We start from the raw sequence: 22332 nt of genomic DNA, 5'->3' as shown, positions 1-22332 counted from the left end.
CAGGACCCGGCCCCCCGGCCCGTGACCCGTGATCCGCCGTCATCGTGTTTCCCGGCCACCGGTGAAGCGCCGGACCAGGGCGGCGAACGCCTCGCGTTCGGCCTGGGTGAGCCGCACCTGCTCCGCCGACGAGCCCGTCCGCCGCTGACGCGGAATCGTCCGGAGTGCCCGCGCCTCCTGCGGCCCCGGAACGCCGCGCCCCGGCTTCGGCTTCCGATGCGGGCGAGGGCCGACGTCCCCGCCCCGCCCTCCCACCCCTCCGGGCACCCACTGTGCTCCCGCTCGGGCCAGCGTCCGCACCCGCAAGCCGACGCCACCTCCCCGCACCCGCCTGTGGTCCCGGCGCAGGACACCGGCCAGGCCCGCCGTGCAGGCCGCGGCCACCAGGGTGAGGACGGTGGCGCCCGTCACTCTCAAGATCGAGTCGCGCTCAGGCATGCGCCCAGTACACCTCACGGTCCGGGACTTTGGTCCCGGACCGTGAGGAACGTGATCTATATCGCAGTTGAGCCATTTGGCTGCGAAAGCCTCACCTGTTCACATTGGGGCGTTTCGCCAACCCTGCCGCCCCGTCCGCTGTCCGCGGCCGTTACCCGCTTCCGCGCTGCCCCCGCTTCCGTGCCGCCCGTTCCCGCGTCACGCGGCGACCGGCTGCTTCGATTCCGCCACCGGGGCCGCCGAGCTCTCGCCGCCGGGCGCGCCGTCCGCTCCCGGAACCGGCTTGCGCAGGCCCTTCAGGACGATCACCAGGGCCGCCGTGACACAGACGCCCGCCGCGATGGCGATCAGGTAGAGCAGCGGGTTGCCGATCAGCGGGACCACGAAGATGCCGCCGTGCGGCGCGCGCAGGGTGGCGCCGAAGGCCATCGACAGGGCACCGGTGACGGCGCCGCCCACCATCGAGGCGGGGATCACGCGCAGCGGGTCGGCCGCCGCGAACGGGATCGCGCCCTCGGAGATGAAGGAGGCTCCCAGGACCCAGGCGGCCTTGCCGTTCTCCCGCTCGGTCCGGTTGAAGAGCTTGCCGCGGACCGTGGTGGCCAGGGCCATCGCCAGCGGCGGAACCATGCCGGCCGCCATCACCGCGGCCATGATCTTCATCGCCGAGTCGCTGGGGCTCGCGACCGCGATACCGGCCGTGGCGAAGGTGTACGCGACCTTGTTGACAGGGCCGCCGAGGTCGAAGCACATCATCAGGCCGAGCAGGGTGCCCAGCAGGATGGCGTTGGTGCCGGTGAGACCGTTCAGCCAGTCCGTCATGGCCTTCTGCGCCTCGGCGATCGGCTTTCCGATCACCACGAACATCAGGAAGCCGACCACCGCCGAGGAGACCAGCGGGATCACCACCACCGGCATGATGCCGCGCAGCGCCACCGGGATGCGCACCCGCTGGATCGCCAGCACGACCGCACCGGCGATCAGACCGGACACGAGGCCGCCGAGGAAACCGGCGTTGACGGTGAGGGAGATCGCACCGCCGACGAAGCCGGGCACAAGTCCGGGCCGGTCGGCCATGCCGTACGCGATGTAGCCGGCCAGGACCGGGACGAGGAACCCGAAGGCGACACCGCCGATCTGGAAGAGCAGGGCGCCCCAGCTGTCGGCCTGGGCCCACGCGAAGTATTCCGTCACCGACGGCGCCTCGTTGATCTCATAGCCGCCGATCGCGAAGCCGAGGGCGATGAGGAGACCGCCCGCCGCGACGAACGGGACCATGTAACTGACGCCGGACATGAGCCACTTGCGCAGCTTGGTGCCGTAGCCCTCACCAGGTTCGCCGGCGCGGTCCACGGGGCTGTCACCGGGTGCGGCAGCCGCGGTGGCCTCGCCGCGCTCGGCCTTGCCGCGGACCTCGTCGATCAGCTCGGCGGGACGGTTGATGCCCGCCTTGACGCCGGTGTCGACGGTCGGCTTGCCCGCGAAGCGTTCCTTCTCCCGGACGGGCACGTCGTGGGCGAAGATCACACCGTCCGCCGCCGCGATCACGGCCGGGTCGAGCCGGGTGAAGCCTGCCGAGCCCTGCGGCTCGACCGCGATCTCGACGCCCGCTTCCCGGCCGGCGTTCTCCAGCGACTCCGCCGCCATGTACGTATGGGCGATGCCGGTGGGACAAGAGGTGACGGCGACGATCCGGAAGAGGCGCGCGCTCTCGCCGGACGCACCCGCACCGGACGTCCCCGCGTCCCGGGTGCCGTCGCCCGTGGTGCCCGTGGCGGCGCCGGCGGAGGCCGCCACCGGCGCCGCCACGGAGTCCGTGGAGTCCGTGGAGTCCGTGGAGTCCGTGGAGTCCGTGGAGTCCGTGGAGTCCGTGGAGTCCGTGGAGTCCGTGGAGTCCGTGGAGTCCGTGGAGTCCGTGGAGTCCGTGGAGTCCGTGGAGTCCGTGGAGTCCGTGGACCCTGCGGGGCTGTCGGAGGCCCCCGGGCCGGACGCGTCAGCCGTGTCCACCGCGTCAGCGGCGGCGGCCGCGGTCCCGGCGGGGGCCGGCTGATCGTCCCCGCGGATGAGCGCAGCGGCGCGCTCGGCGTCGCCGACCGCGCGGAGCCCGTCGGTGAACTCTGCGTTCATCAGTTTCCGGGCCAGCGAGGAGAGGATCGTCAGATGCGCGTCGTCCGCGCCAGCCGGAGCGGCGATCAGGAAGATCAGGTCGGCGGGCCCGTCCGCAGCACCGAAGTCGATCCCGGCGGCGCTGCGCCCGAAGCCCAGCGTCGGCTCGGTGACGTGCTCGCTGCGGCAGTGCGGGATGCCGATGCCGCCGTCGAGGCCGGTGGGCATCTGGGCCTCACGGGCGGCCACATCGGCGAGGAAGCCCCCCAGGTCGGTCACCCGGCCCAGGGTCACCATCCGCTCGGCGAGGGCTTGCGCCGCCGCTTCCTTGGTGTCGGCGGACAGGTCGAGGTCGACCAGATCCGCGGTGATCATCTCGCTCATCGCGGGCTCCTTCGCACGCGTATCGCCCTTGACATGAGGTGGGCGGAAGGGTGAACGGGGACGGTGGTTCGGTGGGGGATTGTGGGGACAGTGGTGGGGGTGGTGGGGGTAGTGGAGGTATTGGGGGTGTGGGGAATGGAGGTGACCGAGGGGGCGGTAAGGGCTGACGGGGCCTCATGAACATCGGTGCTCATGTCACCGGCTCCTTCAGTACGCGGTCCACCGGCACCGTGACCGTGACCGTGACCGCAGCCGGGTCCAGGTCGCCCGGCGTGGGCATCACGCTGCCGGGAGTCTGGACGGCGGCCGCTCCGTGGGCGAGCGCCGAGGCGAGCGCCTCCGGTCCGTGCCCGCCGGCGATGAGGAAGCCTGCGAGCGAGGAGTCGCCCGCTCCCACATTGCTGCGGACCACGTCCACCCGGGCGGAGCCGAACCAGGCGCCGTGCTCGTCGACGAGTACCTGCCCGTCTGCGCCCAGGCTGGCGAGCACGGCACGGGCGCCCATCCCGCGCAGTTCCTCGGCCGCCTTCACCGCGTCGCCCACGGTGGTCAGCGGGCACCCGACGGCCTCGGCGAGTTCCTCGGCGTTCGGCTTCACCACGTCGGGCCGCTCGCGCAGCGCCGCGGCCAGCGCCGGTCCGGAGGTGTCCAGGGCGATACGTGCGCCCGCGGAGTGCGCCCGCGCGACCAGATCGGCGTACCAGGAGGGTGCGAGGCCCCGCGGCAGGCTTCCGCAGCAGGCGATCCAGTCGGCGCCACGTGACTGCCGGCGGACCGTTTCCAGGAGCAGTTCCTGCTCGGCCTCGGTCAGCTCCGGGCCGGGCGCGTTGATCTTCGTCAGGACGCCGTCCGCCTCGGCGAGCGAGATGTTGGAACGGGTGGCTCCGGCCACCGGCACCGGAGCGACCTCGATGCCCTGCGCGTCCAGCAGTCCGGCGACCACGGCGCCCGGCGCGCCGCCCAGCGGCAGCACGGCCACGGTGCGCCGGCCGGCCGCAGCGACGGCACGGGAGACGTTGACGCCCTTGCCGCCCGGGTCCACGCGCTCGCCGGTGGCCCGGTTGACCTCGCCGCGCTCCAGCGCGGGAATCTCGTACGTACGGTCCAGGGACGGGTTGGGAGTGACGGTGAGGATCATGCACGCACTACTTCCGTGCCGCCGCGCTCGATCGCGAGGGCGTCTTCGGGGCTCAGCCCGCTGTCGGTGATCAGCAGGTCCACGTCGTTCAGGGCGCCGAAGCGGGCGAAGTGCTCCTGGCCGTGCTTGGAGGAGTCGGCGAGCAGCACCACCCGGCGGGCGGCCGCCATGGCCGCGCGCTTCACCGCCGCCTCGGCGAGGTCGGGCGTGGTCAGACCGTGTTCGGCGGAGAAGCCGTTGGCCGCGACGAACAGCACGTCCGCGCGGATCTCTCCGTACGCGCGCAGCGCCCAGGCGTCCACGGCGGCCCGGGTGCGGTGCCGTACGCGGCCTCCGACCAGGTGCAGCTGGACACCGGGATGGTCCGCGAGCCGGGCCGCGATGGGCAGGCTGTGGGTGACGACGGTGAGTGAGGACTCCGCAGGCAGGGCGGCGGCGAGCAGGGCCACCGTCGAGCCGGCGTCGACGATCGTCGTGCCGTCGTTCGGAAGTTCCGCGAGGGCGGCCCTGGCGATACGGTCCTTCTCACCCGCGGCCGTGGTCTCGCGCTCGGCGAGGTCGGGCTCGAAGTCGAGGCGCCCGACCGGGATCGCCCCGCCGTGCACCCTGCGGACGACTCCCGCTCGATCGAGGGACTTCAGATCCCTGCGGATCGTCTCCGCCGTCACCTGGAACTGCTCGGCCAGCGAGACCACATCCACCCGGCCGCTGTCCCGGGCCAGCCGCAGGATCTCCTGCTGCCGCTCTGGTGCGTACATGCCCACTCACCTCCGAACCATGCCCGAACGTGTGGTTTCCTCTCGAAGATTATGCCGGATCGCCCAATAAGTAAACGGGAACAGACCCAACCAGGCACGAACGGGCGTGAACGGGCATACGGTGTGTCCGTTTCCTCCTTCTTCTCCACGGCCAGCACAGCCGGAGTTCAGACAGGACACGGGTGCGGACGCCCCTCCCCGCCATCGGCGAGCCCGCCTCCTCCGGCGACGCGGGCCGCGCGGGCAACACGGGTGACGGGAGGGGGCGGGGACCGGGCGGCAGCCCCGGTTCGGACGCCCTGCAGCCGCCAGGAGGCCGTCAGGAGGCCGTCAGGAGGCCGTCAGGTCGCCCCACGGGAAGTGACGCAGGGCCGCGAGGTTGGCCACGGCCAGCTCCGCCGGCCCCTGCGGGCCCTCGCCCGGACCGTCGCCCCCGCCCAGCCCACCACGGCCGCGCGGAGGGCGGCCATCGCGACGGCGGCGGCGAAACGCAGCCGCGCGTCCGCGGCGGCGTCGGGGGCGCCGACGGTCCGCTCGGCGTGCCCGGCATCGCTGTCGGCCGCCGGGGCGGCCGGCGCCCACGCCGCCAGCACCTCCGCCAGTGCGCGCTCCGATGTCTGGCAGACCTCCGCCCACACCCTGCGCAGGGAGGGATTCGAGTGGGCCAGGCGGACCAGGGTGCGCACCCACACCCAGGAATCCGCCGACACTCCCGCACCCGGCCTCAGCATGGACCGCGTGGCGTCCTCCAGGGCCTGTGGTACGGACGTCCCGGGCGGCGCAGCCCGCACCGCCTCCACCCAGCGCCGGGCGACGGCCTCGTAGAGCGGGGCGACGGCTTCCTCCTTGGCGGCGAAATACCGGTAGAAGGTGCGCGGGGCGATGCCCGCCGCCTGCGCGATGTCCTCGGTACGGGTGGCCTTCAGGCCCTGGCGGACGAAGAGACCGGCCGCCGCGTGGGCGATCTCCATACGGGTTTCGGCTTTGCGCCGCTCGGTGGGTGACTCTGCTGCTCAATTCGGCGAGCGATCACGTGCCGTGCTTTCAGGGCTCGGCCGCGCCCGGCCTGCCTGCATCTGCGACGCGCTCTGAAGGCCGTATCGGCACGGCGTCATCACGCCGGGTAATTGCGCAGCAGAGTCCTCGGTCAGTGAGCCCGGAGGAGACGGCGGGACGATGTTGCTGCTCACGCCCGGCAGGCTATGCCCATGTGACACAGTCTGCCATCTGGCGGGCCACCCCGGGGTTCAGGTTCGGGGTGGCCCGCTCTCCCGTCCCGCACAGGGGAAAGCCGGGTCCGGCACCCGGGGGGGGGTGCCGGACCCGGCTTGGGAAGTCCCGGCGCCGGGGGGGTGGTGCGACGGGACGTGGCTCGGGAGGGTCGTCCAGGGGACGGTGCCCGGGGTCCCGGGGTATCCGGACTTCCGGCATACCCCGGCCCCACAACTTCCGGGCTCTGCATTCTTGTTCCCTGGTCCAGCGGATCGAAGCAGTGACAGGACGTCATATTTGCGCCGTATTTCACCACCGGGCGCCCCAAGGGCCCTGCACCTGAACCGGGCCGACCCGGCGCCGACTCTACGCCGCCGCGTCGAACCCGGTGCCGCGGGCCAGCTTCTTCAGTTCCATCAGCGCGTGCTTCTCTATCTGCCGGATCCGCTCGCGGGTCAGGCCGTGCTGTTTGCCGACCTCCGTCAGGGTGCGCTCCCTGCCGTCCTCGATGCCGTAGCGCATCTTGATGATCGAGGCCGTGCGCTGGTCGAGGCGGCCGATGAGGTCGTCCAGTTCCTCACTGCGCAGCAGCGTCAGCACCGACTGCTCCGGCGACACCGCGGAGGTGTCCTCGAGGAGGTCGCCGAACTGGGTCTCGCCCTCGTCGTCCACCGACATGTTCAGCGAGACCGGGTCGCGGGCCCAGTCGAGCACGTCCGTCACGCGCTCCGGTGTGGAACCGAGCTCGGCGGCGATCTCCACGGGCTCCGGGTCCCGCCCGTGCTCACGGTTGAACTCGCGCTGCACGCGCCGGATCCGGCCCAGTTCCTCCACCAGGTGGACGGGCAGACGGATGGTGCGGGACTGGTCGGCTATCGACCGTGTGATGGCCTGACGGATCCACCAGGTGGCGTAGGTCGAGAACTTGAAGCCCTTGCGGTAGTCGAACTTCTCGACCGCGCGCACCAGGCCGGCGTTACCCTCCTGGATCAGGTCGAGCAGGGGCAGGCCGCTGCGCGGGTAGCGGCGGGCCACCGCGACGACCAGGCGGAGGTTGGAGCGGATGAAGACGTCCTTGGCCCGCTCGCTCGCGTCGTACAGCGCCTGGAGTTCCTCGGTGGTGGCACCCGGCTTGTTCTCCTCGGCGCCGTCGAGGATCTGCCGCGCGAACACACCCGCTTCGATGATCTGGGACAGCTCGACCTCCTTGGCGGCGTCGAGCAGCGGCGTGCGCGCGATCTCGTCGAGGTACATGCCGACCAGGTCGCGGTCGGCGATCTCGCCACGATGGGCGCGAACACTGCTTGCCGAGTCGGCCGTCTCGCCGGAGGCGGACTTACGACGGGCGACGGCACGGGTTGCCATGCTTGCTCCCTTACGATGATGAGGTCAGCGGGCGGTTCTGCGGAGGCCTGGCATATACGGCAGGGTCCCGGTCTCTCACTTCGGACTCTGCCCGGGTGCCCGGCATCTGCTGGAAACAACGACTGGAATCAGGACAGAATTCCCCCACCCGTCCCCCGAATTTTCTGATCATGCAGTATCCTGTCGGGCCGCAGGGGGTCAAGATGTCGTCGGATTACGCGAAGGTCCAGGTCGGGCCAGGGGCCGAGGGCGATCTGGCAGCGCTCACCGATCTGTACAACCAGTAGGTGCGCGAGACGCCCATCACCTTCGACACCGCGGCCCTCACCCCTGACGAGTGCCGCCCATGGCTGCTCTCCCACCCTGTAGACGGCCCGTACCGCCTGACGGTTGCCACGGCCACGCCTGCGGTCACGGCCACGCCTGTGGCCGTTGGCGCGGCAACGGCCACTGCCGCGAACACCGAGCGGATCCTCGGCCACGCCACCTCCGGCCCCTTCCGGGCGAAGCCCGCCTACGCGACATCGGTGGAGACGACGGTCTACGTCACCCCGGACACCGGGGGCCGCGGAATCGGCAGCCTGCTCTACACAGCCCTGTTCGAGGCCCTGGCGGGCGAGGACCTGCACCGCGCCTACGCGGGCATCGCCCAGCCGAACGAGGCCTCCACGCGGCTGCACCAGCGCTTCGGCTTCCGGCCCACGGGCACGTTCCGCGAGGTGGGACGCAAGTTCGACCGCTCCTGGGACGTGGCCTGGTACGAGAAGGAGCTGTAGCCGCCGGCGGTCACCGGGCCCCGGGAGGCCGGTACCCCTCAAAGAGTTCAGCCGAACTGCACCGATCGCTTGGCCATCCCCAGCCAGAACCCGTCGATCACCGACCGCTGCGTGTCCAGGTCGCCGGCGGCGTCGGCCGCGCCCATGGTGACGAAGAGCGGTGCGAAGTGTTCGGTGCGCGGGTGGGCGAGCATGCCCGCCGGGGACCTGCGGGCGAAGTCGAGCAGTCCGTCCACGTCACCGGTGTTCAGCGCGCGGCGCCCCCAGTCGTCGAACTCGGCCGACCACCTGGGGATGCCGCCCTGCCGCAGCGCGGCCAGGTTGTGGGTGAAGAATCCGGAGCCGATGATCAGCACGCCCTCGTCGCGCAGCGGCGCGAGCCTGCGTCCGATGTCCATCAGCTTCACCGGATCCAGGGTCGGCATGGAGACCTGGAGCACCGGGATGTCGGCCTCGGGGAACATCTCGACCAGCGGGACGTAGGCACCGTGGTCCAGCCCCCGGTCGGGAACGTCCTGCACCGGGACGCCGGGGGCACGCAGCAGTTTGCGTACGGAGGCGGCGAGCACGGGAGCGCCGGGGGCACCGTACTTCACCTGGTAGTAGTGCTCGGGGAAGCCCCAGAAGTCGTAGACGAGCGGAACCGTCGCGGTGGCACCGAGGGCGAGCGGGGCCTCCTCCCAGTGGGCGGAGACGACGAGGATCGCCTTCGGGCGGGGCAGTCCGGCGGACCAGGCGGCCAGCTCGCCGGGCCAGACGGGGTCGTCGGCCAGGGGCGGGGCGCCGTGACTGAGGTACAGCGCGGGCATGCGTTCCCGAGTGGCGGCGGTCATGGCTGCGACTCCTTCCGGCGATCGGTACGGATCCGGCTGGTGGGGCGACCGAAGGTTTTACTTGAAAAGTCAACCTCCAACCTGGACCCTACCGCGATTTTATTTAATATTAAATAAGAAGGGTCGTAGAGTGGACCTCATGACGACGGCACCCACTTCCGCAGCGGCGCCGGGCCCGGAACCCGGACCGGCAGACACCGACGAACCCCGTTGGCTCAGCGCCGGGGAACAGCGCGTCTGGCGCTCGTACATCGAGGCCAGCACCCTCCTGGAGGATCACCTCGACCGCCAGCTCCAGCGGGACGCGGGCATGCCTCACCTCTACTACGGCCTGCTGGTCAAGCTCGCCGAGGCACCGGAGCGGCGGCTGCGGATGACCGAGCTCGCGATGCTGGCGAAGATCACCCGCTCCCGGCTCTCGCACGCCGTGGCCCGCCTGGAGAAGAACGGCTGGGTGCGCCGCGAGGAGTGCCCGTCCGACAAGCGGGGCCAGTTCGCCGTCCTGACTGACGACGGTTACGAGGTGCTGCGCCGCAACGCGCCGGGGCACGTGGAGGCCGTACGGCAGGCGCTCTTCGACCGGCTCACCCCCGAACAGCAGAAGTCCCTCGGCGAGATCATGCAGATCGTCGCCGAGGGACTCCAGCCCAGCGAAGCGGGTGCGGACCTGCCCTGGCTCCGCTGAGCGCGAAGCCGGGGCAGGCCCTGGAAGCCGTACGGACGAGGCGTCCCCTCCCCGGCCGTACGGGTGACCGGTGACCCGAAGGCGTGCCGGTCAGTGGGCGATGGCCGGCACCGGCATCTCCTCCTGGGCTGCCCCGGCACCCTCACCGGAGGAGCCGGTGACCGTGGTCCCCGGACGGCCGGCGTTGACGAAGGTCAGGGCGATGGCCGCGGCCGCGACGAGGATTCCGACGGCGAACCAGATCGCGCTGGTGTAGCCCTGCACCATGCCCTCGAGCTGCACCAGCCGCTGCTGGGACCGGCTCGTGGCGCCGCCGAGGTGATCGGCGACGTAGGACGTGGTGGCCGAGGCCGCGATCGTGTTCAGCAGGGCCGTACCGATCGCGCCGCCCACCTGCTGCGAGGTGTTGACCATCGCGGAGGCGACACCGGAGTCCCGGGGCTCGACGCCCTGGGTGGCCAGCGACATGGCCGGCATGAACGCCGTGCCCATGCCGAGGCCGAGCAGCAGCATGCCGGGCAGCAGCACGGCGGTGTAGGAGGTGCCGACCCCCAGCCGGGTCAGTATCAGCATGCCGAGCGCGGCGACCAGGAACCCGGGGCCCATCAGCAGCCGGGGCGCGACCCGGGTCATCAGCCGGGCGCCGATCTGGGTGGAACCCGTGATCATGCCCACGATCATGGGCAGGAACGCGAACCCGGTCTTCACCGGCGAGTAGTTCTGCACGATCTGCAGGTAGTACGTGAGGAAGAGGAACAGGCCGAACATCGCGATGATCGCCAGCCCCAGCGAGAGGTAGACCCCGCCGCGGTTGCGTTCGGTGACCACGCGCAGCGGCAGCAGCGGCGCCTTGACCCTGGACTCGACCACGACGAATGCCAGGAGCAGGACGGCCGACGCGACGAACATGCCGACCGTCAGCGAGTCGCCCCAGCCCTCGGACTCGGCGCGGGTGAAGCCGTAGACGAGCGCGACCAGACCGAGGGTGGACAGCACCACGCCGGGGATGTCCAGCGGCGAACGGTTGCGGCTGCCCTGCGGCTCACGGATGACGAAGTACGCGCCGATCGCGGCGACGACGGCGAACGGGATGTTCACGAAGAACGTCCAGCGCCAGTTCAGGTACTCGGTGAGGAAGCCACCGAGTATCAGGCCGACGGCGCCACCGCCGCCGGCGATCGCACCGTAGATGCCGAACGCCTTGGCGCGCTCCTTGCCGTCGGTGAACATCACCGCGAGCAGGGACAGCGCGGCCGGCGCGAGCAGCGCGCCGAACACGCCCTGCAGGGCGCGGGCACCGAACATCATGGCCTCGTTGGTGGCGGCGCCGCCCAGCGCGGAGGCCGCCGCGAAGCCGCCCAGACCGAGCACGAAGGCCCGCTTGCGGCCCCACAGGTCGGCTATCCGCCCGCCGAAGAGCAGCAGTCCGCCGAAGGCGAGGGCGTAGGCGGTGACGACCCACTGCCGGTTGCCGTCGGAGATGCCCAGGTCCTGCTGGGCGGAGGGCAGGGCGATGTTCACGATGGTGGCGTCCAGGACGACCATCAGCTGGGCGAGCGCGATGAAGACGAGCGCCTTCCAGCGGTTGGTATCCGGTACGCCGTTGGCATCCGGTTTACCGGGAGCCTTCGAGGCTGTTTCAGACATGGGGGTACCCACTTCGGGACTTCGGGACTTCAGGACGGAAGAATTCAGGGTTCTCAACGAAAAAACGGTGTCGTCAGGGAACGACTCGCCCACGGGACGGCCGCTGGGATGTCTGTCGGGGTGGTCAGATCTCGGTCAGGGATCGTTCGGACTGTTCAGGTCGTTCAGCGGATCGTTCAGTTCGCGCGCAGGTCCTCCACGGTGACGGCCTCGCCCGGCAGGGAACTGCGGGCCGGGGCCCGCATTCCGTCCAGGAACAGCTGAAGATGGCGGTGGACGAACCGGTCGGCGTTCGCGCATCCCGTGCCGGCCGGCGGCCGGCTGAGCTGGGCGATGCCGACCAGCAGATCACCGAGGTCCACGTCGTCACGGAGCTGACCGGACGCCTTGGCGCGGCCCATCATCCGTGCGACGAGCGCCTCGAGACGTACACGCGCGGCCTCCAGATCGGGGGGGTGCTGATCGAAGGCGGCGGAGAGCATCGGGCACAGCGCACTGAGCCGCTCCTCGGCGGCGGCGTGCGCGAATCGCTCCAGCGCCCCGAAGGCATTCCCGGCCCCGGCGAGCAGTTGCTCGGCCACCTCCGACGTACGGTCCATCACGGAGCACACGACCTCGCGCGCCAGCGCTTCGCGGTCGGGGAAGTTGCGGTACACCGTGGCATTGCCCACGCCGGCCCGGCGGGCGATCTCGTCGAACGGCACGTCGGCACCGCACTCGACGAACATCTCCCGGGCGGCGGTGACGATCCGCTCCCGGTTGCGCAGGGCGTCGGCGCGGGGCCGGGACACCTTGCGCGACGCGGAAGCGACGGTCTGCACGATGCCCTCCTGGGTCACTGTCACTGCTGCTGGTCCTGCTGTTGGCGCCGCTGTCGCGATCCGGGGAAGAAGTCCCCGTTTCACGCGAACACAGGGTCTAAACGGGGAAGCAGTCCCCGGTTATTTCCCTCCAATGGCAGCTTCTGTGGTGACCTGAGTCACATTCCCCGCGTGTCTGTCGGAGCTCTCGCACGATCGGCCCCTCCAGCGCGCGCCCACGCACCCCTCGACGGAGGGTGATCAAGAGGGTGCAGCCAAAGACCGGGGGCTGCCGTGTGAAGCGGAGGTTCCCCGCATGCAGCCGCAGTCGACCAGCAGCCGGATATCCCCGCGCCGGCTGGCCGCTCTGGCGTCCCTGACCGCCCTGACCCTCGCCGTCGCCCCCTCGGCCGGCAACGGCCACCTCTCCCCTTACCTCTCGGCTCCCGGCGCCGGACCGAGCGCCCTGTCCCGCTCCTCCGCGCACGGCCCCTGCATGATCGGCAGCGCCCACGAGGTCCAGATGTCGGAGGGAATCCCCACGATCGCCGGGTACGCCCGCTCCACCGGCACCGTCCGCGCCCTCACCCTCACGGTCGACTTCTCGGACGCCCCCGGCGAGGGCAGGGCCCTCGACCGTTACCGGGAGTTCTTCCCGCAGACCCAGCGGTGGTTCCGGACCAGCTCGTACGGCCGCCTCGACTACCGCCCCGAGATGCCGGTCCCGGCCTGGCTGCGGATGCCCAAGTCGTTCCAGGAGTACGGCATAGAGCGAGGCACCCCCTTCGACCCCGGCTACCGCGAGCTGGTCGACGACCTCGTGGCCGCGGCGGACCCGAAGGTCGACTTCCGTGCGTACGACCTGGTGAACGTACTGATGACCCCGAACGCGGGCCCCTCCGCCCTGGAGACGGTCCTGTCCGTCACCTTCGCCGGCAACACGGAGGCCCCGACCGCGGACGGCGTCCCCGTCGCCAACGCGTCGTTCGTCTACTCCCGCCAGGACGACGGTTCCGGCTCCCTGGACCGCACCGGCTACCGCGTCCTCCCGCACGAGAACGGCCACATCTTCGGCCTGCCCGACCTCTACACCGCCGAGGGCGGCGGTGCCGTGGGCCACTGGGACATCATGAGCGAGGACTGGGGCGCCAACAACGACCTGCTCGGCTGGCACAAGTGGAAACTGGGCTGGCTGGACGCCCCCCAGGTGCACTGCGCGGCGGGCACGGGCACACAGGAGTACGCCCTGACGCCGCTGGCCGAGCGGGGCGGCCCCAAGCTCGTCTTCCTCCCGCTGGACGCGCGTTCCGGATACGCCGTCGAGTTCCGCACCCGAGCCGGCAACGACGAGGCGGTGTGCCGGCCCGGCCTCCTCGTCTACAAGGTCGACGCGGACGTCGACACCGGCATGGGACCGATCACGGTCTTCGACTCCCGTCCGGAGAGCGGCGGTTGCACGCGCAGCCCCAACGTCCACGCGGAACTCTCCGACGCCCCCTTCGCTCCCGGCGAGACCTTCGTCGACCGCGAGGCGGGAATCCGGGTGACGGTGCTGGGGACGAAGGGTCCGGACCCGGGCCCGGACTCCGGTGCGGACGCGGCACCGGCCGCGGGGGCCGTCTCGGACTCGGACGTGCCGGTGTACCGGGTGCGGATCACCCGGACCTGAGCCGGAACCTTTCGGCCGGCAGAGTTCGGTCCGCAGAGTTCGGCCGGTCAGGCGCTCGCGGTGCGCGGGCATTCCCCCTCCTGATGCACCCGCCCACGCCCCCTCACCCCCGCCCACTCCGGCACCGGACCTCCACCCGCTACACTGACGCAGGCGCGCTCCAACAGAGGTTCTGCCTCTGCCTTCGTAGCTCAGGGGATAGAGCACCGCTCTCCTAAAGCGGGTGTCGCAGGTTCGAATCCTGCCGGGGGCACCATGTAGTACCGCTCTGAACTGGGGTTTATCCCCCAGGGAGGGGCCCTACTCGGCCTCGGACGTCTCGTCCGGGGCCGTTTGCGTGAGCGCTGCGTGAGCGGATGGGGCGGCAGCCCCCGAAATTTCCCCCAACCGATCAGCATCATCCGGCACGTCGCGAGGGGCGCGCGCACGCGGGACGAGACGGGCAGCGGCCTCGGCGATCGCGAGATCCGCTTTGGGGAGCAGGCTCGTGTCCCTAGTTTTCCACTACGGAGGCCGCCAGTACGGACCCGCCCGGCCAGGGCGCCCCGGAGGAGGCCGGTCAAGGTGTTGACCATGGCGCATCGGAAGGGAGCCCGCAGGCGACCATTGAGGACGCCGTCGCCGAGGTGCTGAAGGCGAGGGACGCGGAGGCCGCGGCACTGGAGCAGCTGCGGGCGGCCCTGCGCGGCGCGTACACCCCGGGCAACGGTCGCGAGCCGCCCCGGCGATGTCCCGGCCGCTGGTGCTGCGCGCCATCGGCGAGACACGCAATCCGCCCGAAGGGTGATCTTCCGGCGAACCCCCGGAAAAGCGACCCGCGGAGCAGGGGTGTGCGCGGCCGATCTCGGGGGCGCCGGGGTGACGGGATCTCCGGATGCCCGACAGGCCGCCAGCGGCCGCACAGGGTTTTTCGATCTTGAGAATGGGGCCTGTCGGGTGCTGCGAGCCTCAGCGCGCCCACCTCCGGCCTCGGATCTACCCTGGAGGTGGATGGATTCCCTGCCGGCCCCTGCGAGCCCAGGTGAGCCGAATGAACACGTTGCCTAAAGCCAGCGACGTCACCCCGGGGAAGGCCCTGAACGTCGCCCTGGAACATCGCCAAGCGCTCGCCAGCGAATACAAGGTGGAGCGTCTTCTGGATTCCGGCGAGAGGCTTCTCGACTGGATTGAGGACGTCGTAGTTCATGCGGATAGGCAATTCGTTGCCGCGTACCCGAACACCCTCTCAGAAGGCGAGGGAAGTAGACATGACCCTGGCGCGGCTCCACTTCTGATACAACATGCGGCACTTTCCTGCGACTTGGCTTTCGCGGCACTCATGGATGGCCACACAGAGAGAGCGAAACACTTTCTGGGAAGGGCTGGAACTGAGCCAGGTGATGTTTCAGAGAGAGTGCGCGAGTATGCCGCGTCGGACACTCAGCCCTGCCTCCCCCACAGGGAGCTGGTCCCAGGGGGAGTCTGCCGGAGACCTCCCTGCCCCAAGGATTGAGGGGCGACGGTCATGCGCTTCGCCGCGGAGTGGTTCTCGGTCGGGGGACACCCCGTGATGGGTTGGGTGCTCGTGGGATGCATGGCCGTCGTCGGGCTGATGTGGCTGGCCGCCATCGTTCTTTGCCTGAATCTATACGGCGTGCGCCCGAACAAGATCCACCAGGCGACGCTGGTAAGTCGGGCAACACTGTCGCATGGAAGAGAAAGCCGCGAGCTGCAGGAACAGGTTCACGCCGCCTTCGGTGAATCCGCGAAGCGGCGGATGGAAAGTTCGGCGCTGATGGGGGCCATCGCGGTCGCCACCTGGTCTGTCCTCTTCATCGAGCGGAGGCCGAATTCTCCGGCAGCGGACCTTTCAGGCATCAGTTTGGGGCTCCTGTTTCTGGGCGGTTTCTCCCTCATCGCCGGGCGGTTCTTCTTCCGGGGCGAGAAAACCCAATTCGGCATGCTGGCGCGGTCGGCGGCATTCTATATGGGCTGCAACGCGCTTCTTCTGTCGTTCTGTGCCATCGTCATCGACCTCATCGCAGACGGGTTCGTGCAGGGCCTCGCGCTGGTAGTGGCCGTAGCTGCGGCGGTGCGCGACTTTTGGGACTCGGGCCAGGAACTGCGCTGGGTGCGGAGATACCGAAGCGAGCAGCGTGCACCGGCGCCGACCGCGGAGCAGCCGGACGTCGCGCGCGGCTGGCTTCCGGTGGCGGTCGGAGTGTGGGTCGGGTACGGGGTGGGTCGGCGGATCCAGAGGCTCCGGGCCGGGTCAGCGAAGTCGGTCGGGGCAGGTAATGCGGAACGTGAGCCGGACGGTTAGCCGCTGCTCACCGGGCCGTGTCGCGTGGTGAGGGTGTCCTTACCTCCTATTCGTGGAACGATCAGCACCATCCGGCACGTCGCGAGGGGCGCGTGCACGCGGGACGAGACGGGCCGCAGCCTCGGCGATCGCAAGATCCGCCTCGGGAAGCAGACTCGTGTACGTGTCCGCTGTGATGGTGATCGAGGAGTGGCCGAGCATCTCCTGGATGTCCTTCAGATCGGCGCCGGCCGCATGGGCGAGGGTCGCCGCGCCGTGACGCAGATCGTGGAGCCGGACCGGCGGAAGGCCGATCTCCTCGTACAGCTCGATGAAGCGGCGGGTGACGTTGGCGGGGTGGAGCAGTTCCCCGTTCTCGCGCGTGAAGACGCGGCCGGTCTCCACCCAGGCGGTCCCCCACTTCTCACGCTCCTCGTCCTGCCGAGCGCGGTGCCGGCGCAGGACCTCGACCGTGTCAGCGTCCAGGGCGATGGTGCGCGCACCCGCGTCGGTCTTGGGGTCGTCCTCGTAGACCTCCCAGCCGTCGACGACGAGCTGCTTGGCGACGGTGATGAGACCCGCGTCCAGGTGGGTGTCGGTCCACTTCTGCCCACACGCCTCCCCACGCCGGAGCCCGCGGAACGCGATCAGGTGGAACAGGGCGTACAGGCGGTCGTCCGCCGCGTGGTCGAGGAAGAGGCCGGTGTGCTCCGGCGTCCAGACCATGACGGACGAGGACTTCTCGCCGGTGCGCTGCCAGTGCAAGACCCGTTCCTCGGTCCACACGAGCGCCTTGGGCCGCTTGCCCGATTCCAGTTCGACGTGAGCGGCCGGATTGAAGGTGATCATCTGCTGCGCGATCGCGGAGTTCAGAGCGGCGCGCAGGGTGGAGCGGACGCGCTGGCGCGTCGCCGGCCCGACGATGCGGCGGTACGGCTCCATGTCGGCGATGGCCGCCTTCATCGCCTTGCGGCGAGCGCGCGGCTCGCGCCCCTTCCACGGGACCCGGGCCAGCTCTTCGAACGCCTTGCGCCGGGCGGCGTTGCCCTCGGCGATCTCGACGTTGTCCTCCGCGATGGCCTCGAACATCTCCGAGAGATGAGAGACGCGAAGGCGGTCGAGTCGCAGGTGACCGATGCGCGGCTTGAGGTGGACGCGGATGTTGCTCTCGTCGCGGCTGATGGCGCTCTGCCGCCCCTTCTTGCCGGCCAGCCACATGTCCAGCCACTCACCGACGGTGAGCCTGCTGATCAGGTCCAGGCCGTGGCTGAGGCGGCGCCGGGTCGACTCGATGTTCGGCAGCGGCGCCTTCTCGGCGGCCACGGTCTCCAGAAGCTCGGCGATCCGGGCCAGGGCCTCGGCGTCGTCGGACTCGGCGAGCCCCAGGAGGGCCCGCACGTGGTCGAGATCGGCCTGAGCCTCCTTGAGGGTCTCGTAGCCGGCGCGGCTGAAGGAGCGGCGGGTGCCGTCCTCACGAGGGGGAAGCTCCTGGCTTATGGAGTAGGAGCCGTGCTTGCGGCTGGAGAGCTTGGGGCAGTTCTTGCCGAGCGGCTTGCCGGTCTTGGGGTCGCGGCAGTAGCAACGGCGGTGGGTGGAGGACTCTGCTGCTCAATTCGAGGGATGGTCACGCACCGCATCCGAGAGGGGCCGGACCGCCTCCTCGCGAGGCCCGTTCCACGCGCCCCGTCGACGGGCCGGCGTCACTCTCCGCAATTGAGCAACAGAGTCGTGGAGCCCTTCAAAGACGTTCCTCCGGGGTGGGGTCGGTTTCGGGTTCGGGCGGGTCGACGTCGTTCAGCGCGCGTGGCAGGTCGGGTGGAGTGGCGCCCTCTTCGCGGAGTTCGCGGCGGAGATGGCGGAGGTTGTACTTGGCGGAGATGGCCTGGTCGGCGTAGGCGGTCCGCTTGCGTTCGGCTTCCTCCCGCTGGGCGCGGCTGGTGGCCTGCTTGGCCGCGAAGCGAGCGTTCTCCTCCTCTTCGAGGGCGGCGAGCGCGGTGCGGACGAGGCTGGCGTGGCGTTCGAAGTCGGGGACGAGGCCGGCGTCATGCCCGGGCACTTCTGTCTCGCCGGTGAAGCGCCGCAGGGCGTCCCAGGTGGGCACCAGCCTCTGGAAGGGGAGTTCCTGGGTCTCCTCGACGTAGCCGACGGGGAAGATCAGGTGGGCCGGGTACGTCTCCAGGGCGGCGGCCAGGACGATGACGTCCACCAGGGGGAGGACGGCGCGGCGGCCGGACTCCATGTTGGCGATCACGTTCCGCGGGATGGGGTGCCCCAGCTCCTCGCAGCGGTCCGCCAGGTCCTGTGCGCTCCACCCCATCTCCTTCCTTCTCCGCCGGACTTCTCCGGCGACGTTGGCCTTGACCCGGTCCACCCACTCGGGGAAGTCGTCCGCTTCATCGTCCACATCGCGTTATGTCATGCAGACACATTAGCTTCCCCATCATGGTTCTTGCTGGCCTGGAGCCGGACGCGGGAGTCGTGTTCGCCGAGGGCTGTGACGAGAGGGGGCGCCGCGTGCGCGACGACATCGTGGAAACCGGCCCGAAGGGCATGAGTCGGGAGGAGCTGTTGGCCCTGCCGGTGGCCGTTGACCTGGACACGGGCAACCGCGCGCTGGGTCTCGGGCGGAGCAAGGGCTACGAGCTGGCGAAGCGGGGCGAGTACCCGTGCAAGGTCCTGCGGCTGGGAAACGCGTACCGCGTGGTGACGGCCGACCTGCTCGACCTGTTGGGACTGGCAGCTTGAGAGCGGAGAAAGGTAGCAGACGGTTCTGCGCTGAGCTGACACAGAATCGCTGGACTGTCGCCGGGGGTGGACGTACGGTTCGTGGTCCCTCGCGGCGGCCTGCTGCCCGCGAGAAGGAGAAGGGCCCCCGGCGGTGGAACGCCGGAGGCCCGAGCAACCCCGAACGGCCCTGGAAGAACCAACCCGGCGGCACGGGCGTGCGAGCCCGCCACCGCCAGACGAGGAGCTGCCCCGTGGAACATCCCGAAACCCAGCCCTATTCCGCCCCCGACAAGCGCGAATGGCCGCCGACCGCTGTCCCGGGCAAGCCCGGTGAGTACACCGGTCGGCCTTCTGCCGCCGACGTCACCGAGGACGTACGGGAGGACGAGCCCGTGGAGGAGAAGGCCCCCGAGCCGACCATCGGATCGGCTCTCCTGGACGAACTGCGTCGGCAGATAGCGAAGTTCGTGATCCTCCCCTCGCCGGAGGCGCTGGACGCCGTCACGCTGTGGGTGGCGGCCACGCACCTGCAGACGGCGTGGCAGCACGCCCCGCGCCTCGCGGTCGTCGCCCCCGCGAAGCGGTGCGGGAAGTCTCGGCTCCTGGACGTGGTCACCGAGACCGTCCACGACCCACTGATCACGGTCAACGCCTCCGCCGCCGCCGTGTTCCGGTCGATCACCGAGAACCCGCCGACCCTGCTGGTCGACGAGGCCGACACCCTCTTCGGATCGGCGAAGGTCGCGGAGAAGAACGAGGAGATGCGCGGCCTGCTCAACGCCGGCCACCAGCGCAACCGGCCCACCCTGCGGGTCTCCGGCCCGAACCACGAGGTGTCGAAGTTCCCGACCTTCGCCATGGCAGCCCTCGCCGGGATCGGCGACCTGCCCGACACGATCATGGACCGCTCGGTCGTGATCCGGATGCGACGGCGCAGGCCGGGCGAGAAGGTCGCCGAGTTCCGCACCGTACGGGACACCACCACCCTGCACGCCGTACGAGACCGACTCGTGGAGTGGCTGGCACCGCTGCATGCCACCGCGATGGACCTCACCCCGACGATGCCGGTCGAGGACCGGGCCGCCGACACCTGGGAGCCGCTGGTCGCCGTCGCCGACCTCGCCGGCGGCGCCTGGCCCGAGGCCGCGCGTGCCGCCTGCCTGGCGATGACGAGGCACGAGGCCGAGCAGGACCAGGACAACAGCGCCCTGAACCTCCGGCTCCTGGCCGACATCCGCCGCGTCTTCGCCGCCGAAGGTAATCCGGCCCTGCTCCGTACCGGCCGCCTGCTCGGCATCCTCAACGAGGACACCGAGTCGCCCTGGCCGGAGTACAAGGACAAGGGCCTGACCCCACGCGGCCTCCAGCTTCTGCTGAAGGACTACGGGATCAGCGCGTCCAGCCACCGCTTCCCCGACGGCTTCCAAGCCAGGGGCTTCGCGCGTGAGCAGTTCGCCGACGCCTGGAACCGGTACTGCCCCGAGCCCGCACCGGCCACCGAGCCGCTGCTCCTGCCAGGACCCACGACCGGCGCCTGACCCGCCACGACCCGTCCCGACCCGTCGCCGTGCAGGTCAGGGCCGGGACGGGTCACCCGCCCGTGACGGGTCGACCCGATGTCGCCGCCCCGACCCGTACCCGCCCTGACCAGGCACGCGACGGGTCGCGACAGGTCACCCGCCACGCTCCCCGACGAGCCCGGCAGCCACGCCCTTCCCCACCTGGAGACCACTCCCTTGCATTTCCCTGCCCCAAGCACCCCGGCAGCGATACGCAGCATCCGCGCCCGCATCGCGCCGCTCACCTCGGCCGCCGGGGACCAGACCCTCACACAGCACGGCGATCCTGACGAAGCTCGCCGAGCACCCGCACCCGCACCCGCTGGGGGTCGTCGCGTGAACCGCACGGGACGCTTCGCCCTCGTCATCGGCCTGGTGGCCGTCGTCCTCATGGCCTTCCGGGTCTCGTGGAACGCGCTGTCCGACGTGGCCCGCGCCATCGGCGCCGACTCCACCGCTGCCTTTCTCTACCCGATCGTGGTCGACGGGCTGATGGCCCTCGCCCTGATCGCCACGCTCGTGCTGACCGGTGCCGATCGGAAGTTCGCGCTGCGGTTCCTGGCGACCTACACGATCGCGAGCCTCCTGCTGAACTACGTGCACGGCCTCGTACCGGCCCTGCACACCGACTCGATCCAGTGGGGCCGACTGACCGACTTGAACTACGCGAACTGGGCCCTCGTGCTGCTGGCGACCTCGCTCCCGGTCGGGTCGATCTACTTCGGGTCGGACCTCGTGGCCAAGGTGCTGCACCACAACACCGAGTCGGCCGACTCCCCCGAAACGGCCTCTGCCCAGTCGGCCGGCGAACAGGTCCCGCAGTCGACGCCTGACCGGGCCGAATCGGTTCCCGAGCAGCTGACCGAGTCGACCCCCGTGAAGGCCACCGAGGCACCCGACCTGGGGCCGGCCAAGGGAGACGAGTCGGCCCCCGCGGCCCGGCCTCCCCGGTCGGCCACCGTGGCGGAGTCGACCGGAGCCACCCGCCGTCGAGCGACCGGCCAGGTCCCCGCCGCCAAGTCGACTACCGACCACACCGGCATCACGCCCGAACTCCTCGACCGGGCCCGACTCCTGACCGCCGACTGGCCCGACGAACAGCTCACCGCCGTGGGACTGCGTACCGAACTACGGATCGGCCAGAAGCCCTCCCGGCTCCTGCGCGACCAACTGCAGGCCGACCGCACCCGTCAAGTCCAACCCGTCACGGACAACGCCTTCGAAGCCGGGTCACTCGACGAAGCCGCCTCCCCCGCGCGCACCGTCTGACCCCGCCCTTCGGCGCATCCCGTGTACCCGTGCAACCGAGCACGGGGACACGGGGGCCTCACACAGCCAAGCACCCAGCACCTCACGGAGAACCGACCCCATGCAGGACCCACACCGCGAACTCCCCACCACCCAGCAGGAGACGACCACCGGCCTCAACCGCGCAGCAAGTTGTCGGGTAAGGAGTCCTTACCCGGCCTCCGCCCCAGGGGAGGCGGAGGCATCCGGCGCCGAGGGGGCACCGGGGTCGGCCGGCCCGGGGGAGCCGACTCGGGGAAAAGCCCCACAGCCGCCCATGCCGCGCCGCCGCCTTCGCGAACCCACGCTGCGCGAGAAGCGCGTCCACCCCCGCTACAGCGACGACGAGTTCGCCCTCCTCGCGAACGCCGCCGCTCTCAGCCGCATGCCCGTCGGTGGATATGTCGCCGAAACTTCGCTGGCCGCCGCCCGTGCGGATGACCCCACCGCCGCGGTGGCCGATTACCGGGCCATGGTCAAGGCGCTGATGGCGGCCAACGGGCAGCTCGGCAAGATCGGCGGCAACCTCAACCAGCTCGCATGGCACCTCAACAAGGACGGCGCATGGCCCGCACTGGACCTCGTGCAAAAGCTGCTGGGCCGGGTCGAAGCGTCGATCACCGATGTGGACATGGCCATCGCTCAGGTGACCTCAGGGCGCTGAGCA

General features: G+C 70.4%; 17 protein-coding genes, 1 tRNA gene and 2 pseudogenes. 9 read left to right on the top strand and 11 right to left on the bottom strand.

Translation table 11 applies throughout. From position 1 onward, the window contains the following. Window positions 1–39: 39 nt before the first annotated feature. The 6 genes and pseudogenes from HUV60_RS19630 to HUV60_RS19605 form a co-directional block, all read right to left on the bottom strand. The gene (locus HUV60_RS19630; RefSeq protein ID WP_257848560.1) at window positions 40–438 is read right to left on the bottom strand and encodes a hypothetical protein; all 399 of its coding nucleotides are present in this window, start codon (window positions 436–438) and stop codon (window positions 40–42) included. Window positions 439–636: 198 nt separating this feature from the next. Then, window positions 637–2928: a PTS fructose transporter subunit IIABC gene (locus HUV60_RS19625; RefSeq protein WP_257848559.1), complete on the bottom strand. Its 2292-nt coding sequence runs from the start codon at window positions 2926–2928 to the stop codon at window positions 637–639. A 190-nt stretch (window positions 2929–3118) separates the two neighbouring features. After that, window positions 3119–4066 (bottom strand): 1-phosphofructokinase, encoded by a 948-nt coding sequence (pfkB, locus tag HUV60_RS19620; RefSeq protein ID WP_257848558.1) that lies wholly within the window; start codon window positions 4064–4066, stop codon window positions 3119–3121. Beyond that, window positions 4063–4824, bottom strand: a complete 762-nt coding sequence (locus HUV60_RS19615) for a DeoR/GlpR family DNA-binding transcription regulator (RefSeq protein ID WP_257848557.1) — start codon at window positions 4822–4824, stop codon at window positions 4063–4065. Before HUV60_RS19615 ends, pfkB begins: the two co-directional genes overlap by 4 nt. Before the next feature lie 330 nt (window positions 4825–5154). Continuing rightward, window positions 5155–5795 (bottom strand): annotated as a pseudogene (locus HUV60_RS19610) (TetR/AcrR family transcriptional regulator). Between the two features lie 607 nt (window positions 5796–6402). Further along, complete coding sequence (locus HUV60_RS19605) at window positions 6403–7401, bottom strand: sigma-70 family RNA polymerase sigma factor (protein ID WP_257848556.1); 999 nt, start codon at window positions 7399–7401, stop codon at window positions 6403–6405. A 203-nt stretch (window positions 7402–7604) separates the two neighbouring features. On the opposite strand from HUV60_RS19605, the pseudogene HUV60_RS19600 reads away from it, so the two are divergent. Then, window positions 7605–8177: pseudogene (locus tag HUV60_RS19600) on the top strand (GNAT family N-acetyltransferase). Window positions 8178–8224: 47 nt separating this feature from the next. Here HUV60_RS19600 and HUV60_RS19595 read toward each other — a convergent pair. Beyond that, window positions 8225–9010 carry a dioxygenase family protein gene (locus HUV60_RS19595; RefSeq protein WP_257848555.1) on the bottom strand — a complete coding sequence of 262 codons (786 nt, stop codon included), beginning with the start codon at window positions 9008–9010 and terminating at the stop codon, window positions 8225–8227. Between the two features lie 139 nt (window positions 9011–9149). Here HUV60_RS19595 and HUV60_RS19590 point away from each other — a divergent pair, with 139 nt between their 5' ends. Next, entirely contained in the window at window positions 9150–9695 is a 546-nt protein-coding gene (locus HUV60_RS19590; protein ID WP_257848554.1) for a MarR family winged helix-turn-helix transcriptional regulator, read from the top strand. 90 nt (window positions 9696–9785) lie between these two features. Here the strand turns inward: HUV60_RS19590 and HUV60_RS19585 are convergent, their stop codons facing one another. Together HUV60_RS19585 and HUV60_RS19580 are read right to left on the bottom strand one after the other, a co-directional pair. Beyond that, entirely contained in the window at window positions 9786–11342 is a 1557-nt protein-coding gene (locus tag HUV60_RS19585; protein ID WP_257848553.1) for an MFS transporter, read from the bottom strand. A gap of 176 nt (window positions 11343–11518) precedes the next feature. Beyond that, window positions 11519–12187, bottom strand: coding sequence for a TetR/AcrR family transcriptional regulator (locus tag HUV60_RS19580; RefSeq protein ID WP_443047352.1), 669 nt, complete (start codon window positions 12185–12187; stop codon window positions 11519–11521). Window positions 12188–12458: 271 nt separating this feature from the next. Between HUV60_RS19580 and HUV60_RS19575 the strand changes: the two genes are divergently transcribed. From HUV60_RS19575 to HUV60_RS19565, 3 genes are all read left to right on the top strand, one after another. Next, complete coding sequence (locus tag HUV60_RS19575) at window positions 12459–13811, top strand: M6 family metalloprotease domain-containing protein (RefSeq protein ID WP_257848552.1); 1353 nt, start codon at window positions 12459–12461, stop codon at window positions 13809–13811. A 180-nt stretch (window positions 13812–13991) separates the two neighbouring features. After that, window positions 13992–14067: transfer RNA gene (locus HUV60_RS19570), tRNA-Arg, on the top strand. A gap of 1248 nt (window positions 14068–15315) precedes the next feature. Then, complete coding sequence (locus HUV60_RS19565) at window positions 15316–16113, top strand: hypothetical protein (protein WP_257848551.1); 798 nt, start codon at window positions 15316–15318, stop codon at window positions 16111–16113. Between the two features lie 39 nt (window positions 16114–16152). Here the strand turns inward: HUV60_RS19565 and HUV60_RS19560 are convergent, their stop codons facing one another. Next, entirely contained in the window at window positions 16153–17490 is a 1338-nt protein-coding gene (locus HUV60_RS19560) for a site-specific integrase (protein WP_257848550.1), read from the bottom strand. Between the two features lie 340 nt (window positions 17491–17830). After that, complete coding sequence (locus tag HUV60_RS19555; RefSeq protein WP_257848549.1) at window positions 17831–18496, bottom strand: helix-turn-helix domain-containing protein; 666 nt, start codon at window positions 18494–18496, stop codon at window positions 17831–17833. 146 nt (window positions 18497–18642) lie between these two features. On the opposite strand from HUV60_RS19555, the gene HUV60_RS19550 reads away from it, so the two are divergent. From HUV60_RS19550 to HUV60_RS19535, 4 genes are all read left to right on the top strand, one after another. Continuing rightward, window positions 18643–18837 carry a hypothetical protein gene (locus tag HUV60_RS19550; protein ID WP_189285151.1) on the top strand — a complete coding sequence of 65 codons (195 nt, stop codon included), beginning with the start codon at window positions 18643–18645 and terminating at the stop codon, window positions 18835–18837. 233 nt (window positions 18838–19070) lie between these two features. Then, entirely contained in the window at window positions 19071–20357 is a 1287-nt protein-coding gene (locus tag HUV60_RS19545; protein WP_443047351.1) for a DUF3631 domain-containing protein, read from the top strand. A gap of 357 nt (window positions 20358–20714) precedes the next feature. After that, window positions 20715–21647 (top strand): DUF2637 domain-containing protein, encoded by a 933-nt coding sequence (locus HUV60_RS19540; protein WP_257848548.1) that lies wholly within the window; start codon window positions 20715–20717, stop codon window positions 21645–21647. Window positions 21648–21942: 295 nt separating this feature from the next. Beyond that, window positions 21943–22329 carry a MobC family plasmid mobilization relaxosome protein gene (locus HUV60_RS19535; protein WP_257848547.1) on the top strand — a complete coding sequence of 129 codons (387 nt, stop codon included), beginning with the start codon at window positions 21943–21945 and terminating at the stop codon, window positions 22327–22329. The last annotated feature ends 3 nt before the right edge of the window (window positions 22330–22332 follow it).

Origin of the sequence: Streptomyces sp. KMM 9044, assembly GCF_024701375.2 — a bacterium.
In the GTDB taxonomy this organism is placed as follows: domain Bacteria; phylum Actinomycetota; class Actinomycetes; order Streptomycetales; family Streptomycetaceae; genus Streptomyces.
This window is presented reverse-complemented; position numbering and strand designations above follow the sequence as displayed.

Coding starts and splice junctions, on each gene's coding strand:
- HUV60_RS19550 (WP_189285151.1), top strand. CDS start 18,643: ATGAGTCGGGAGGAGCTGTTGGCCCTGCCGGTGGCCGTTGACCTGGAC.
- pfkB (WP_257848558.1), bottom strand. CDS start 4,066: ATGATCCTCACCGTCACTCCCAACCCGTCCCTGGACCGTACGTACGAG.
- HUV60_RS19595 (WP_257848555.1), bottom strand. CDS start 9,010: ATGACCGCCGCCACTCGGGAACGCATGCCCGCGCTGTACCTCAGTCAC.
- HUV60_RS19585 (WP_257848553.1), bottom strand. CDS start 11,342: ATGTCTGAAACAGCCTCGAAGGCTCCCGGTAAACCGGATGCCAACGGC.
- HUV60_RS19605 (WP_257848556.1), bottom strand. CDS start 7,401: ATGGCAACCCGTGCCGTCGCCCGTCGTAAGTCCGCCTCCGGCGAGACG.
- HUV60_RS19575 (WP_257848552.1), top strand. CDS start 12,459: ATGCAGCCGCAGTCGACCAGCAGCCGGATATCCCCGCGCCGGCTGGCC.
- HUV60_RS19630 (WP_257848560.1), bottom strand. CDS start 438: ATGCCTGAGCGCGACTCGATCTTGAGAGTGACGGGCGCCACCGTCCTC.
- HUV60_RS19535 (WP_257848547.1), top strand. CDS start 21,943: ATGCCGCGCCGCCGCCTTCGCGAACCCACGCTGCGCGAGAAGCGCGTC.
- HUV60_RS19590 (WP_257848554.1), top strand. CDS start 9,150: ATGACGACGGCACCCACTTCCGCAGCGGCGCCGGGCCCGGAACCCGGA.
- HUV60_RS19565 (WP_257848551.1), top strand. CDS start 15,316: ATGCGCTTCGCCGCGGAGTGGTTCTCGGTCGGGGGACACCCCGTGATG.
- HUV60_RS19615 (WP_257848557.1), bottom strand. CDS start 4,824: ATGTACGCACCAGAGCGGCAGCAGGAGATCCTGCGGCTGGCCCGGGAC.
- HUV60_RS19625 (WP_257848559.1), bottom strand. CDS start 2,928: ATGAGCGAGATGATCACCGCGGATCTGGTCGACCTCGACCTGTCCGCC.